The organism is Mangrovimonas futianensis (assembly GCF_021245805.1).
Taxonomy (GTDB): domain Bacteria; phylum Bacteroidota; class Bacteroidia; order Flavobacteriales; family Flavobacteriaceae; genus Mangrovimonas; species Mangrovimonas futianensis.
This window is the reverse complement of the sequence record NZ_JAJJNF010000005.1, coordinates 19,050-33,062: the sequence shown is the minus strand read 5'-3', so window position 1 is coordinate 33,062 and position 14,013 is coordinate 19,050. Positions and strand designations below refer to the sequence as shown.

15 protein-coding genes are annotated in these 14,013 nt (G+C 34.4%); 2 read left to right on the top strand and 13 right to left on the bottom strand.

The window, feature by feature from the left end; all coding sequences use genetic code 11:
- Positions 1-17 precede the first annotated feature (17 nt).
- The 10 genes from LOK78_RS09165 to LOK78_RS09120 all read right to left on the bottom strand — a co-directional run bounded on the left by LOK78_RS09165 (position 18) and on the right by LOK78_RS09120 (position 9,143).
- Complete coding sequence (locus LOK78_RS09165; protein ID WP_232634684.1) at positions 18-566, bottom strand: HNH endonuclease; 549 nt, start codon at positions 564-566, stop codon at positions 18-20.
- Between the two features lie 179 nt (positions 567-745).
- Positions 746-1,045 (bottom strand): DUF1905 domain-containing protein, encoded by a 300-nt coding sequence (locus tag LOK78_RS09160; protein ID WP_232634683.1) that lies wholly within the window; start codon positions 1,043-1,045, stop codon positions 746-748.
- Positions 1,046-1,084: 39 nt separating this feature from the next.
- Positions 1,085-1,606, bottom strand: a complete 522-nt coding sequence (locus tag LOK78_RS09155; RefSeq protein WP_232634682.1) for a hypothetical protein — start codon at positions 1,604-1,606, stop codon at positions 1,085-1,087.
- A 134-nt stretch (positions 1,607-1,740) separates the two neighbouring features.
- Positions 1,741-2,370, bottom strand: coding sequence for a DUF1287 domain-containing protein (locus tag LOK78_RS09150; RefSeq protein WP_232634681.1), 630 nt, complete (start codon positions 2,368-2,370; stop codon positions 1,741-1,743).
- Between the two features lie 5 nt (positions 2,371-2,375).
- Complete coding sequence (locus LOK78_RS09145) at positions 2,376-3,170, bottom strand: cation efflux transmembrane domain-containing protein (RefSeq protein ID WP_232634680.1); 795 nt, start codon at positions 3,168-3,170, stop codon at positions 2,376-2,378.
- 77 nt (positions 3,171-3,247) lie between these two features.
- On the bottom strand, positions 3,248-3,979 hold the full coding sequence (locus LOK78_RS09140; RefSeq protein ID WP_232634679.1) for a DUF6090 family protein: 732 nt from the start codon (positions 3,977-3,979) through the stop codon (positions 3,248-3,250).
- 108 nt (positions 3,980-4,087) lie between these two features.
- Complete coding sequence (locus tag LOK78_RS09135) at positions 4,088-6,454, bottom strand: patatin-like phospholipase family protein (RefSeq protein ID WP_232634678.1); 2,367 nt, start codon at positions 6,452-6,454, stop codon at positions 4,088-4,090.
- Positions 6,455-6,524: 70 nt separating this feature from the next.
- Entirely contained in the window at positions 6,525-7,202 is a 678-nt protein-coding gene (locus tag LOK78_RS09130; protein ID WP_232634677.1) for a metal-dependent hydrolase, read from the bottom strand.
- Positions 7,203-7,382: 180 nt separating this feature from the next.
- Positions 7,383-8,285, bottom strand: a complete 903-nt coding sequence (gene menA, locus LOK78_RS09125) for a 1,4-dihydroxy-2-naphthoate octaprenyltransferase (RefSeq protein ID WP_232634676.1) — start codon at positions 8,283-8,285, stop codon at positions 7,383-7,385.
- Between the two features lie 18 nt (positions 8,286-8,303).
- The gene (locus LOK78_RS09120) at positions 8,304-9,143 is read right to left on the bottom strand and encodes a 1,4-dihydroxy-2-naphthoyl-CoA synthase (RefSeq protein ID WP_053972620.1); all 840 of its coding nucleotides are present in this window, start codon (positions 9,141-9,143) and stop codon (positions 8,304-8,306) included.
- A 52-nt stretch (positions 9,144-9,195) separates the two neighbouring features.
- Here LOK78_RS09120 and LOK78_RS09115 point away from each other — a divergent pair, with 52 nt between their 5' ends.
- Positions 9,196-10,317, top strand: coding sequence for a C1 family peptidase (locus LOK78_RS09115; protein ID WP_232634675.1), 1,122 nt, complete (start codon positions 9,196-9,198; stop codon positions 10,315-10,317).
- A gap of 110 nt (positions 10,318-10,427) precedes the next feature.
- Entirely contained in the window at positions 10,428-10,886 is a 459-nt protein-coding gene (locus LOK78_RS09110) for a hypothetical protein (protein WP_053972618.1), read from the top strand.
- Here the strand turns inward: LOK78_RS09110 and LOK78_RS09105 are convergent.
- From LOK78_RS09105 to menD, 3 genes are all read right to left on the bottom strand, one after another.
- On the bottom strand, positions 10,858-11,688 hold the full coding sequence (locus LOK78_RS09105; RefSeq protein WP_053972617.1) for a CvfB family protein: 831 nt from the start codon (positions 11,686-11,688) through the stop codon (positions 10,858-10,860). The genes LOK78_RS09110 and LOK78_RS09105 overlap by 29 nt on opposite strands.
- 86 nt (positions 11,689-11,774) lie before the next feature.
- The gene (locus LOK78_RS09100; RefSeq protein WP_232634674.1) at positions 11,775-12,113 is read right to left on the bottom strand and encodes a DUF2853 family protein; all 339 of its coding nucleotides are present in this window, start codon (positions 12,111-12,113) and stop codon (positions 11,775-11,777) included.
- A gap of 81 nt (positions 12,114-12,194) precedes the next feature.
- The gene (menD, locus tag LOK78_RS09095; RefSeq protein WP_232634673.1) at positions 12,195-13,955 is read right to left on the bottom strand and encodes a 2-succinyl-5-enolpyruvyl-6-hydroxy-3-cyclohexene-1-carboxylic-acid synthase; all 1,761 of its coding nucleotides are present in this window, start codon (positions 13,953-13,955) and stop codon (positions 12,195-12,197) included.
- Positions 13,956-14,013: the final 58 nt, after the last annotated feature.

Sequence of the window (14,013 nt, the reverse complement as noted above, 5' to 3'; positions counted from 1 at the left end):
CACTGACCAAACGGTTTTTAATCTTCAGTAACCGAACCCCAATTCTCTCCCGTTTTAATACGATACAATTGCATGGTTGATATGCCAAATTGTTTGGCAATCATTTTCATGCGGGTTCGACGATTTGGATCATTGATTTTACGCTTAATCAATTTGACTTTATTTTCGGTAAGTTTCGAATAAGTACGTCTTTTGGGTGCGTTAATATATTCTGGATTACTGAATTGATGTATTTCCTTTTCTCGTTTGGTAGCCCATCTCAAGTTAGCTATGCGATTATCTGTTTTGTCATAATTGAGGTGAATCACATATATACCCTCATCTCGCTTTAAAAAATGCTCTGCTACCAATTTATGGACATATCTACAAGTCCATCTTTTCTTCTCTTTCAAATGAAGACGTAGTATTTGATACCCGTTAACAAAGGATGCTTTGGGAATAAACTCCTTCTCTTGCTTGCAATTGATAACTCGTCCATAATTTGAAATCTTAAATTTTTCAGTTTCGTGAATTTTATCGTCAAAAACAACCTCTTTCCATTCCTCATTACGGTAATTTCTTATCATTTTAGTTTTATTTAAGTTGTTATTTTAAAACTATCAATTCGTTTAGAGGCCATTTTAGCTAGCTATGGCTATAAATAAGGAGTACAAACCAAATATAGTGATTTTCAATTAATTACAAAATAGAAAAGGTTGCAACTATTTGAAAATGAATATGTAGAATGTAAAAATATGAGTTTTCATTAGATCCAAAGTATCAGGTCAATCCATTCATTTATTCCCACATCTGTTTTCCTTCTGACTTCAGCCTTTATGGGAAGTAAATAAGTATCCCTTTTAGTATCAAACCAAATAGCAGTTTGCCATTCCAGTCCTTTAAGTTGAACCTTAGCTTTCATTCTTCCCCAACCTTGCTCTTGCCATTTAAAATGTTCCCGTATTTCTTTTGAAAGTTTTATTGGTAGAGACACAAAATACCAACCTCCGGTTCCCTCATGTTTCCAGATGGCTTCTGAAAATTGATATCTTATTTTGGATTCCATTCTTATTTGGGTTGTTTGAACACCTATTTAAAGCTATTTTTAGACTTTCTTTGTTGGTTTTTCCACCATTAGATTTGACTTCAATAAATCTTCAATAACCTTAATGCCATTTTCAGGCTTAATTGAAGTTTCTAAAAACTGAACAAACTCTTTAGAAAATGATTGCCTTCTTATTTGCCACCATTCTTGAATACCTTCCAAATAGAAGTAAGAAATGATTGTGTTTTTATTACTCACCCATAACCAGGGCTCTAGAACTTTCATCTTATTCTGATAATACAAATTTTCCCAAATTCGAAACATTTGGATGTATAGAAAATTAGAGGTTCTTTTGTCTTCTTCGTTCAATTTGCTCCATGACTTCGTTCCTTTTTCAAATAGTTTTCCTAAATCCCTATCCATAATCAATTGATTTAGGAATTCCCGATTGGAGTTAGCAAAAGAATCGTAAAAATTAGAACGGACTGCCTGGGTGTTCTTTTTAATTTCAATAGCCAGAAAAATAACCGAAATGATAACACCTATGGAAGTCAATAAATTAATGAGTAATTCTAAAGTCATATCATAGCTTTTTAAACAAAGCCTTAATTACCTCAAAATAAGAGCTTTGAAAAATCACCTAATAAAGATAATTAAAAGAAATAGGATTTACTATAAACTGAAACATATACAAGGATGCAATTGTAAAAATGGATTTAATTTTTATAACGGTAATGTCCTATAATCTTAAAATCAAAAAGGCAATCCTCCAAAACTTGCCCATTACCTATATTATGGACAATCAAAGGTCTCTTCCCATCGATCGATGTTTTATCTACCACTATACCAATATGGGTTATGGCCCCTCCCAAATTCCAACATACAATATCTCCAGGTAAGTAATCTTGCCCCTTTTGAGATATTGACAATTCCGTGCCCATCCGATTAAAAAATGTCATCAAATTAGGCACCCTTCTATGATCAATGTTCCTATCAGTTGTTTTTAATCCCCAAAGTTTTGGATATTCATTAAAATGAATTTTCATATCCTCATGTACTTCTTTTTGCAAGTCTACACCCATTTTTCTATATGCCCTAATTATCACATCAGTACAAACCCCTTTATCACTTGGAACATCGCCATTGGGATAATCAATTGAAAAATACCTAGGGTCATAAGTAACCTGCTGTTTGGTTAGTTCTAAGGCACAATCAGATAAGTCCTTATGGTCTTTTTCAGTTTGTGAAAAGCCAAAATTGAATAGCAAAAGGATGGCTATAAGCCAAAGTTTTTTTCTTAAACTTTCTTTTATTAATTGAGCCATTCTATCTAGATATATCTTCATTGCAACTACTTACTCAGCTTTAATATTCTCCAAGCACCCTGAACTACCAAAATAAATACAATGGTTCCTATAATTAAATCGGGTTTGTTTGAGTTTAACCAATGTACCAAAAGACCAGCCACAATTACACCGAGATTGATAATGACATCATTAGATGTAAAAATCATACTCGCCTTCATATGGGCTTCTTCTTTGCCTTTTGATTTTTGTAGAATGTAAAGACATAGACCATTGGCAATAAGCGCTAAAACGGATATAACTATCATGGTTGAAAAATTTGGTAAATGTTCTGCCCCCAAGAAACGCCTCAAAACTTCAACAAAACCAACAACCGCCAAAAACATCTGAAAATATCCGGCCAGTTTGGCAATTTGTTTTTTTCTAACTAAAGACCCTCCTACGGCAAACAAACTAATGCCATAAACAAAACTATCCGCTAACATGTCAAGACTATCTGCCACCAAACCCATTGAGTTTGAAACCAGACCTGTGATCATTTCCAAAATGAAAAAAGTAAAATTGATAGCTAGTACTATCCACAGCACCTTTTTTTGATTGGTGTGTTCCTTAATCTCGGTTTGGTCTGATGTTTCAGTGGAAAGAAATGTGCTTCCTAAGTTAAGTTCATCTATACTTTTCTCAATAGAATCTATTCCCCCATGGTGGAAAACCGTCAAAATTCTATTTGGAATATCAAACTCTAAATGGACTAAACCAGTCATCCCGTCCAATTTCATTCGAATTAAATTTTCTTCTGAAGGACAATCCATTTTGGATATTTCAAATACGGTTTTGTTCATGGTTTTTAGGTCACATCTAAATTCCAAAATTTATATTCCCACTAAATGCTATTCATAAAAAAATGTTGTTTTCTATTTTAATTTATTTCATTGTCAATCAACAATAAAATAGAGTTCAAATCTTCCATAAGAGGTTCGTAATGGGCCTTTTCCATGGCCTTCACGGTTAGGATAAACATCAAAATATTATTTTCAAATTTTCGAGAATCCAATAAATCCAGATTGCTTAAGTTAAGCTCGGTTTCTTTTAATCCAAGTTCTTCATTTACACCGGTTAATTCAAAAATCGTTCTTAAACTATTACCATCCTCTCTAAAAATATCGAGAACTTTTTCTCTTTGAATTCCAAGTTCATTTTCTTGTTTTGTAACATCCTCTATGGTAGAAATCCAATTAGTCAATTGGATCCTCAAATCTTTGTTTGAAATATCTTTTAAACTTCCAGAGTTTATTATTTCATTCAAAAGTGAATTATTGGGATTAAAAGAAATATCGGAAGAAAATGTATTAAACAGCAACTCTGAAAATTGCTTTTCAGTTGGTCTCTCATTTTTATCTGATATAAATTCCAAAAGTTGTTTAGCTCCATAAAAATTATTCTTATTGACCTCAATTAGGTTACCCAATTTAATTTTACTAATCTGGAATTCTGCTTTTAAACCGTTCAAATAAGTTTGTTCTTTTTTTCTCGTAACACGATGTTGATTACTATTGTTAATAGCAAGAGCTATTAAAATCCCTATAACTACCAAAATGATTTCTCCTACCGCATATATTAGGTATTTACTGAATTTATTTTCCTTCAGCATATTTTGCCTGATTTTTCTAAAAAATTTAATCATTTTAATAGTTATCAATTATCAGTTTCATTTTTGAAAACGATGTTATCAAATAAACCATCTGTATCTGAACCTTTATTAATTAGACTTACCCAAAGGGATCCCTACCGAAAAAAACAAACGTAATTTATTAATCCCATTAACATAGGATAAATCCAAATGAACTGGGCCTAAAAAGGAATCATATGATAGAGTCGCCCCCCCTGTAATTAGTAAACCTGAATTTAAATTGGTATGCCAACTTGTTGTTTGGTTTGAAAAGTTTTCAAAATATTCTTTAAACCCTTCATATCCCAAGGAGGCCAAATGAAAATGTGGTGAAAAATAAATATTTCTGGTTGGCTCCCATTGTAACCCAACAGACCCCATGATCACTTGACTGGCAAAAATCTCTGTTTCATATAACCCAGGGAAAACAAAATTATCGGGTATGGGACTGGGATTATAACCTCCTAGAGAATATTGCGATGATATACCAAAATCGGCATAAGAGATTTCATTGTCGTCCAATTTGTTGATTATAGTAAAATATCCCGATCCTGAAAATAAAAATGCTAAATGCCTGTCCAGATGGATGCGCTTTTCAAAATGGGCTCCAAACTTTGTAAACCCGTTGGTTGAACCTTCATTGATTGTCTCAGAGGCGTTTGTACCTTGAATCCTGATATGGCGCCATAAAGAACGTTTTATAAAAGCGTTTATAAGGGTTCCTCTTTTAGGAAAAAACACACTTTCCATACTGTTAGAAAAGAAATGTACCCCAGCTTCTAAATTATGAAACCCATATTTGCGAAGACCTAGGACATTATCTCCCAAATCAGGATCTGTTTTGGGTCGCAAATAGTCATATTGATGTTTTATCCCAAAACCCACATAACTTTTAAAGGGAAAGAGGTTTCTATTGAATTGGCTTTGAAACAAAACAACATCGTGATTCACATCATCAGCTCTCCTACCCTCGATGTAAACACTTTCATTTAGTAGCTGTCCCAACAAATCCGTTCGCCACCACCAATTTTTTTGTACTCCAAAAATCTTTTGATGTTGTAACCTTAAACTAGGTTGTTCTGCAATATCTATTGTTACCAAAGTTCTAGAAGCTTTACCTATGATGTTTCTTCCTGTGTAGTTCATAAGTAAACCCACACCTCTGTGAGTATCATAATGTAAAGCTCCTTTTACGGTATGTCTTGACCGCTCCAACCCTTCCAATTCAATTCCCAAACTGTCTTTTTTAACCAACGGATTAAAATAAATGGCATCAAAGAGGTTCGTGCCCATTAATCGGTTGATTCCTGAGTTTAAATCATTTACGTTATAGGTCTGTCCTGGCTCAATTCTGATTCGAGCCCGCACCAAATCAAGGTTGTCTCTAGAAATATTTTTATAGACGATGGTATCTAAAGTGAATTTTGGAGCTATTTTAGGCAAGTTAGGACGAGGTTTGGGATACTTCTTTAAAATCTCGGACAACTGCTCCAAAGCATCCATATTTTGAATCAGAGCTTCTTTCCCCTCCACATAAATTTCATTGGCCTTTACAAAATCTCCTGTGGAATAGGTTAAGTGTTTTTCATGATTCAATAAAATATCACAAAGTGCCCTATTCTCTTCTACAATTAAATTACTAGTAAGCATACTTGTTTGAAAAATAAGCTTAATCGGGTCACTTAATTTATCTCGAGTTAACATACCGCCTCCTACATCACTACCAATGATAATGTCGGCACCCAGGCTTTTTGCTATATCCGTAGGGAAATTGTTTAAAATACCTCCATCGACAAGAAGCGTATTTTCATATCTTACTGGTTTAAAAACTGTTGGAATAGACATACTAGCTCTCATAGCTTGAGCAAGTGATCCGCGATCTAAAACAACTAATTCTCCATTGACAATATCTGTGGCTACAGCACGGTAAGGAATGGGCAAATCATCAAAAGAGTCGATTCGGTATACCGGATAAGTTAATTGAGACAAAAATTCACGTAGTAGTTGATCATTGAGAATGGCTGGATTGATATTTGGTTTTCCATTCACTAAATTCAGTTCGAATAGATACCTGCCAAACTCACTTTTCTCCTCAACACCAACACTAGATAATAAGGTTTTCCCTCCTAGCAGCTTTCGCCAATTGGCCTGGTGAGCAATCTGAGAGATGCTGTCACCAGAATATCCCATGGCATACAAGCCACCTACAATACTTCCCATACTTGTACCAACAACAAAATCTGGTACAATATTCAAGGAATCTAAAGCTTGAAGCAAAGGAATATGAGCAATACCCTTAGCACCTCCACCACTTAAAACCAGAGCAATTTTAGGTTTCCGGTTTTCAGTTGTTTCAGGCATTTTTAAATCCTGACACCATATTTGTATACTGGTGAAAAAAATTCCCCAAATGATAAGAGATTTCGGACCTATTAAAGATTTTATTCCGTGGTTCATGAATTGGAAGCTGTTAATGTGAAACTTTTTGATGTTTCAGCCAGTTTACTTATTTGGCTTTCACGCTTGTTTACAATTCAATACTCTCTCCTATATCCAACAGCATCAAATCTTTCCCTTTATCAAAAAATTTTCTTTTGGCCTCTTCGTGGTCTATTTTAATATATCCAAAAGTATCGAAGTGATACCCAAGCACCTTATCACACTGTACAAAGTCACTGGCAATTATGGCATCGTCCACTCCCATTGTGAAATTATCTCCGATAGGTAGAATGGCCAAATCCAATTGGGTACGCATAGGAATAAGTTTCATATCCATGGTCAGCGCAGTATCTCCAGCAATATAAATATTTTTATGTTCTCCTTCAATCACAAAACCTCCTGGTTGTCCACCATAACTTCCATCTGGAAATGAAGATGTATGATGTGCAATAACATATTTAACCACACCAAATTCAAAATCCCAAGCTCCTCCATGATTCATAGGATGAACCTCAAACCCTTTATTTTCATAATAACTGGCAATTTCAAAGTTTGAAACGATAACGGCATCGGTTTGTTTGGCTATGGTTTCGACATCCAGAATATGATCTTGATGTGCATGGGTTAATAATATGTAATCAGCCTTTAGGTTTGAAATATCGATGTTTGCAGCCGCTTCATTGGCAGAGATAAAAGGATCTACTAAAATGTGGACATCTCCAACTTCTATTCCAAGACTAGCATGACCGTAAAATGTAATTTTCATTAGGTAAGTGTTTAATTGAACATTGAAAATACAAAAAAACTCAAACAAATCCTTGAATCTGTTTGAGTTTTCAATCCCCAAAATATGAAGTCATTTATACACTTCATTATGTTGATAAAGGACTTACCAACACCCTAATATACGACTTATAAAACTGGAAAACAATATTTTAACTTTTTCCTACAAAAGATGTCCTACAGCCAACAGAACACTTAATAAAAAAGTTGAAAGAGCCAACTTTTTAAGTTCCTGATCTAACTTAACAGGTTCAATACAGTTGTGTACCTTCTTCATGTGGATAATCAACGGAATATAAGCAATAAAAAAAATAAAATTGTAGGGGGAATTATAATATAAAATTCCAAACAAAAAAGAGAGACATATAGCACCACCAACCAAGAACATATGATATCTTTTTGCTCTTGTAAATCCCATTTTTACAGCCATCGTAATTTTGTTGGCTTTTTTATCAGACTCTATATCCCTTAAATTGTTAAGGTTTAAAACCGCAGTACTTAAAAAACCTATAGTGAATGCTGGTAAAATAGTAACGTGGTCTATTTGTTTTGCAAAAAGCACATAAGCACCAATAACACTTAACAATCCAAAGAAGATAAAAACAAAAATATCACCTAGGCCTCTATAACCATAAGCATTACCACCTATGGTATATTTCAAGGCAGCATAAATGGATAACATGCCCAAAACCAAAAACAATAAACCCAAAAGAAAATACTTCGAACCAAAAGCCACATAAATAGTAAAAACGGCTAGAAAAATACTGATCAAAATATTAATTCGGATAGCAAAAAACATACTCGTAGGGGTTATTTCCCCACTTTGAATGGCTCTTTGTGGTCCTATTCGGTCCAAATTATCAGTTCCCTTCACGCCGTCACCATAATCATTGGCCAGATTAGACAATATTTGAAAACTTAATGTAGTCAATATTGCCATTGTAAATACCCCCCAATGAAACAGGCCATTATACTCAGCTAAGGAGCCAGCTACAATAATACCTGATACAGATAGAGGTAAAGTTCTTAACCTAAGAGCAGATACCCAGGTTTTAAATGATGCCATAACAATCGATTTGGGTTCCTATGGAATGTATTTTTTATCAAAATTTGGTTTACGCTTTTCCAAAAAGGCATTTCTTCCTTCAATGGCTTCGTCGGTCATGTATGCCAATCTAGTAGCTTCTCCTGCAAATACTTGTTGGCCTACCATTCCGTCATCTGTTAAATTCATTGCAAATTTCAACATTTTAATAGACAATGGTGATTTGCCTAGGATTTCCTGAGCCCATTCATAAGCGGTAGCTTCTAATTCATCATGTGGAATAACTGCATTGACCATACCCATTTCATAGGCGTCTTGTGCTGAATAATTTCTTCCTAAAAAGAAAATTTCCCGTGCCTTTTTTTGTCCGACCATTTTCGCCAAATATGCCGAACCATACCCCCCATCAAAACTAGTAACATCAGCATCGGTTTGCTTAAAAATAGCATGTTCTTTACTAGCCAAGGTTAAATCACAAACGACATGCAAACTATGTCCACCTCCAACAGCCCATCCTGGTACAACAGCAATCACCACTTTTGGCATGAAACGTATAAGACGCTGAACCTCCAATATATTTAAACGATGGTAACCATCTTCTCCAACATAACCTTGATGACCTCTCGCTTTTTGATCACCTCCACTACAAAAACTCCAGATGCCATCTTTAGAGGATGGTCCTTCTGCCGACAGTAAAACAACACCAATATTGGTATCTTCATTAGCATCATAAAAAGCGTCATAAAGCTCACTTGTTGTCTTGGGTCTAAAGGCATTCCTGACATCTGGTCTGTTAAAGGCAATTCTTGCTACACCACCACATTTTTTATAAGTGATGTCTTCGTATTCTTTGGCTATTTTCCAGTCTGCTACACTCATTTTTTTTATTTTAGCCAAAAATAAATGTTTTTACCAATATAGCTCCCTAAGCATGAAAATTTATACATTCTTGACTCTAATTTTAATGGGGTCTTTTTCACTTTATTCCCAAAAATATGAGTTCACACCTATAATCGATCTAGATGCCACGGAAGTGGTTAGTCAAGGCATCACAGGAACCTGTTGGAGCTTTTCCACAACCTCCTTTTTGGAAAGTGAAATCATTAGGAAGACGGGTAAGTTTATTGATCTCTCAGAAATGTACTCAGTTAGGCAAACCTATCCTAAGAAAGCCTGGAATTATTTAATGAGACAAGGCAATGCTCAGTTTAGCCAAGGTGGTTTGGCACATGATGTTATTAATAGTGCTCGTGATGCTGGATTGGTTCCGCAAGAAGTTTACACCGGTTATTTAAACGGTCAAACAAAATACAACCATATTGAACTGGAAGAGGTATTAAAAAATGTATTGGACACCTACATAGAAAACCCAGCCAACACCTTATCTCCAACTTGGAAAACGGTTGTAGAAGGTATTCTAGACTCCTATTTAGGAAAACAAGTGGAGTCCTTTACTTTTGAAGGTACATCCTACACGCCAAAATCGTTTATGGAAATGGTGCAAATAAACCCTGATGATTACATCAGTTTAACAAGTTTTACTCACCAACCATACAATTCGAAATTTATTCTAAATATTCCAGACAATTTTTCAAATGGCAGCTTTTACAATCTACCTTTAGATGATTTGATGCAAGTAATTACTCATGCCTTAGAAAATGGTTATACAGTTGAGCTAGATTGTGATGTAAGCGAAAAAACCTTTTCTGCCAAACACGGTGTCGCTGTAATTCCTGAAGATGAAAGCATGAACAAGGAGATTCTTACTGAAATTAGATCAGAAAAGGCTATTACCCCAGATTTCCGACAACAAGAATTCGAGAATTTCCACACAACAGATGACCATTTAATGCATATTACAGGTTTAGCCAAAGACCAAAAAGGAAATACTTATTTTAAGGTTAAAAATTCGTGGGGAACTGATGAAAGCCGTGTTACTTATGGTGGTTATGTGTATTTTAGCGAAGCTTATATGAGGTTAAAAGCCATATCCATTTTGATTCATAAAGAAGCCTTACCTAAAGGGATAAAACAAAGATTCGGCATTCAATAGAAACTAATAATTTTTTAAAATTCTCTTAGTGTTAAATTAAACTAGTTTGATTTGAAATTGGAAGATAAATATTACTTTTATAATCCTTTTGATTAACTAGCTAAACTAATATGACCGTTAAAAATAGCGCCTTAAAAAGCGATATTCAAAACAGTTTTAAATTGAGTATTGGAACTGTTTATTTTTTTGAGAATTACTTACTTACTGAAATGGATGAAGGTGCAAATGTCGACCTCATAAATGGCCAAGAATTGATTTACGCAATTCGGGAGCATTTTTCTGATGGCCGACCATATGGTATGATTTGCAACAGAATAAATTCATTCTCCATCAATTTATTAGATCTTGAGAAATTACATAACGCCGCCAACGGATTAGTAGCAAGAGCTATAGTGACTTACTCCAAGCAATCGGAAAAGGCTATAGAACTTGAAAACCACTTCTGTTCATTTCCCAACAAAAAACAGTTTAAATCCTTATTATCTGCTGAAAAATGGGTTCAAGAACAGCTAAATCTATTTAAATTGACTAATAAAATCCCTAGACTAAATAAATTCCATCAGGCTTAATCTCAATCAATCGCTGTTTGTACAATGAGCCGACAGCCTTTTTGAAGCTCTTTTTACTCATTTCCAATAATTCTTTTATTTCTTCTGGATTTGATTTATCGTGAAGTGGTAAGAAGCCACTGTTATCATTTAAGACATCCATAACTTTTTGGGCACTTGGTTCAATATTTTTATAACCTATAGGCTGTAATACAATATCCAATTTATTGTCATTACGTACCTTTTTCACGTAACCCTTTAATCGATCACCAACCTCTACATCACCATATAAATCATCTTTATAAATTAAGCCCGAATGCAAGTTGTTAACCACCACGACCATTCCCAAATCTGTAGGATGGGAAACAATTAAATCTACTTCCTGAAACTTTTCAACTGTTAGTTGGGTATTGTCCAGAAACTTATTGGTTTTGCTTGAAGCTACCAAGCGATCGGTCTTTTCATCGAGATAACAATGAACAAAATAATAATGACCTGCTGTCATTTTAAATACTTGTTCCTTAAAAGGACAGAACAATTCCTTGACCAAACCCCAATCTAAAAAGGCCCCGTATTGATTCACTTGATTACAACGTAAAAGACCAAATTGATTTTTAATGATATATGGTTTATCGGTGGTAGCAACAATTCTCTCTTCGTTATCTAAATAAACAAACACCTCTATTTCATCACCTATTTCAAATGATTGAGGAACATATCGGTTAGGCAAAAGAACTTCATTATCTTCTTGGTCTCCTAAAAACAATCCTGGCTCTGTATCCCTTAATATAGTGAGGGTATTGAATTCTCCTAAGTGTATCATGTGGCAAAGGTATAACGAATTAACTTACCGAAAATAAAAAAGCGCCACAACTTGTGACGCTCGTATCTTAATTTTATAAACGCTCCCTAATAAACAGAAGCCTTATTAAAATGTTTTACCAATAAATAATAAACTACTGCTCGATATTTATTGCGATTTGAAACACCATATTGTTCCATCACTTTAGCTATTGCCTCATCTAATTCTGGTCCATCTTTCAAACCAAGTTTCTTGATTAAAAAATTGGTTTTAACACGTTCAACTTCCGAAGCATCAGACCCAGAAACCGTTGAGGAATCAGCATTGTAGATAGATGGCCCTAAACCTATGGTTACTTTTGTCAAAAGATCCATATCTACAGTTTCGCCAATTTTATCTTTAATATCGGCTGCATATTTTTCAATTAGTTCATCTCTTTTACTCATTTGATTATTTTTTAGATTGATAATAACTTTAAAATTACATAATTAAAAACCCAAACAAAAAGGAAATGACACTTGTAACATTTATTTAATATACTTGAAGTAATTCAGAAGAATCTCATCGTTTAAAGTTCGAGGTGTAAAAATTTCCAATAGCTTTGTTTTATTTGATTCACTATAGAAACTTTCTAGTTCGTTTTTTAGTTCGGTTTCGTCTTGAGCTGAATGATAATCCAAACCATACATGGCACATAAATGTTGGGCATTTAGTTGATGCTTGGTTTCAAAATAGGTATCAAAGTTATCAGTATTTTTTTCCCCCGGAAGAATTCTAAAGATACCGCCACCGCCATTATTAACTACTATAATCCTAAAATGGTTGGGAATGTAATTATTCCAAAGTGCATTACTGTCGTAAAAGAATCCCAAATCACCCGTAATAAAAGTGGTTGGCCTATCATTAGCCACTGAAAAACCAACAGCAGTACTTGTTGACCCATCAATGCCGCTAGTTCCTCTATTGCAATACACATCTATAGTTTCATCCAAATTGAACAATTGGGAATACCTGATTGCTGAACTATTACTAATCTGTAAACTACTTTTCTTTGGTAATTTATTTAATACCCAATTAAAAGCCTTAAAATCAGAAAAAGGGATGTCTTGAAGATAACTATCATGCCTTTCCAAGCGTTTTTTCTTCACTTCCTTCCAAATAGTCCTGTAGTTACTCTTTTTAAAATGTGTCAACTTTGGTAGAAACTCAGAAAAGAAATGATTCGGCGTGGTTTTTATATGGTTATCTAAACAGAAAAAAGTATCGTTTGCTTGATGCAAATCAATATGCCAATGATGTTTTGGTTGGAAATTTCTTAAAAATGCTTTTATTTTTTTCGACACGATCAGCCCACCAAAAGTCACCAAAATATCGGGTTGTAACTCTTGAAATTCTGCCTCATCTAAAGGAGCAATTATAGTATCTATACTAGGAAAAAATTCGGGATGATGCAGGTTTGAGGTTGTTTCGGTAAATACCAAAACACTTTGGTCTGAAGCTAATTCTTCAAGCCACTTTTCTTCAATACTATTAGGTTGATTTACACCAACCAAAATCATTTTTTTTGAAGCATTACTCCAATCTTCTAGAAGCCCCTTTAATTCAGATTGGTCTATTCTTTTGGGTTTTGTTTCAAGTTCAACAACCTCAGGTTGTACGCTCAATTTCTCCTCGGTTAAATACAAAGGTTCCTCAAACGGAATGTTGATATGAACAGGTCCTTGTAACGATATACTTTTATTAATAGCCATGTTTATTTCATCTACATTCTCTTCATGAATGGCTTGTTTTAGTCCCAATAATCGCTCCAGTTTGTTTTCAATATTTTTGATTATAGCCGGCTCAGTTTCATCCAAATGCTTTGGTTTCTTTTCAGAGCTTACTTTCAAATTGGCAGAATATAAAATGTGATTTTCATAAACATTTTCCTGATTGATTGTCTGTCCATCTCCAATTCCTATTAAATAATCGGGCCTGTCTGCAGATAAAACAACCAAAGGAATATGACTATAAAAAGCCTCTGCAACGGCAGGATAATAATTCAATAACGCACTTCCCGACGAACAAACTACAGCTACAGGATGTGTTATTTTTTGGGCAATTCCCATGGCAAAGAAAGCAGCTGAACGCTCATCCACTATACTATAACAAGTAAAAAAAGGATCATTGGTAAAACCAATGGTAAGAGGTGCGTTACGGCTACCGGGTGAAATAACAATATGTTGAATATTTTTAGCCTTACAAAGTTGAATTACTGTTTGGGCTAAAGGGATTTTGGGATAAATCATGTAATAGAAAAAATAGTCGCACAAAATTACAGAAACTTTGGGGCAAATGATACTAATA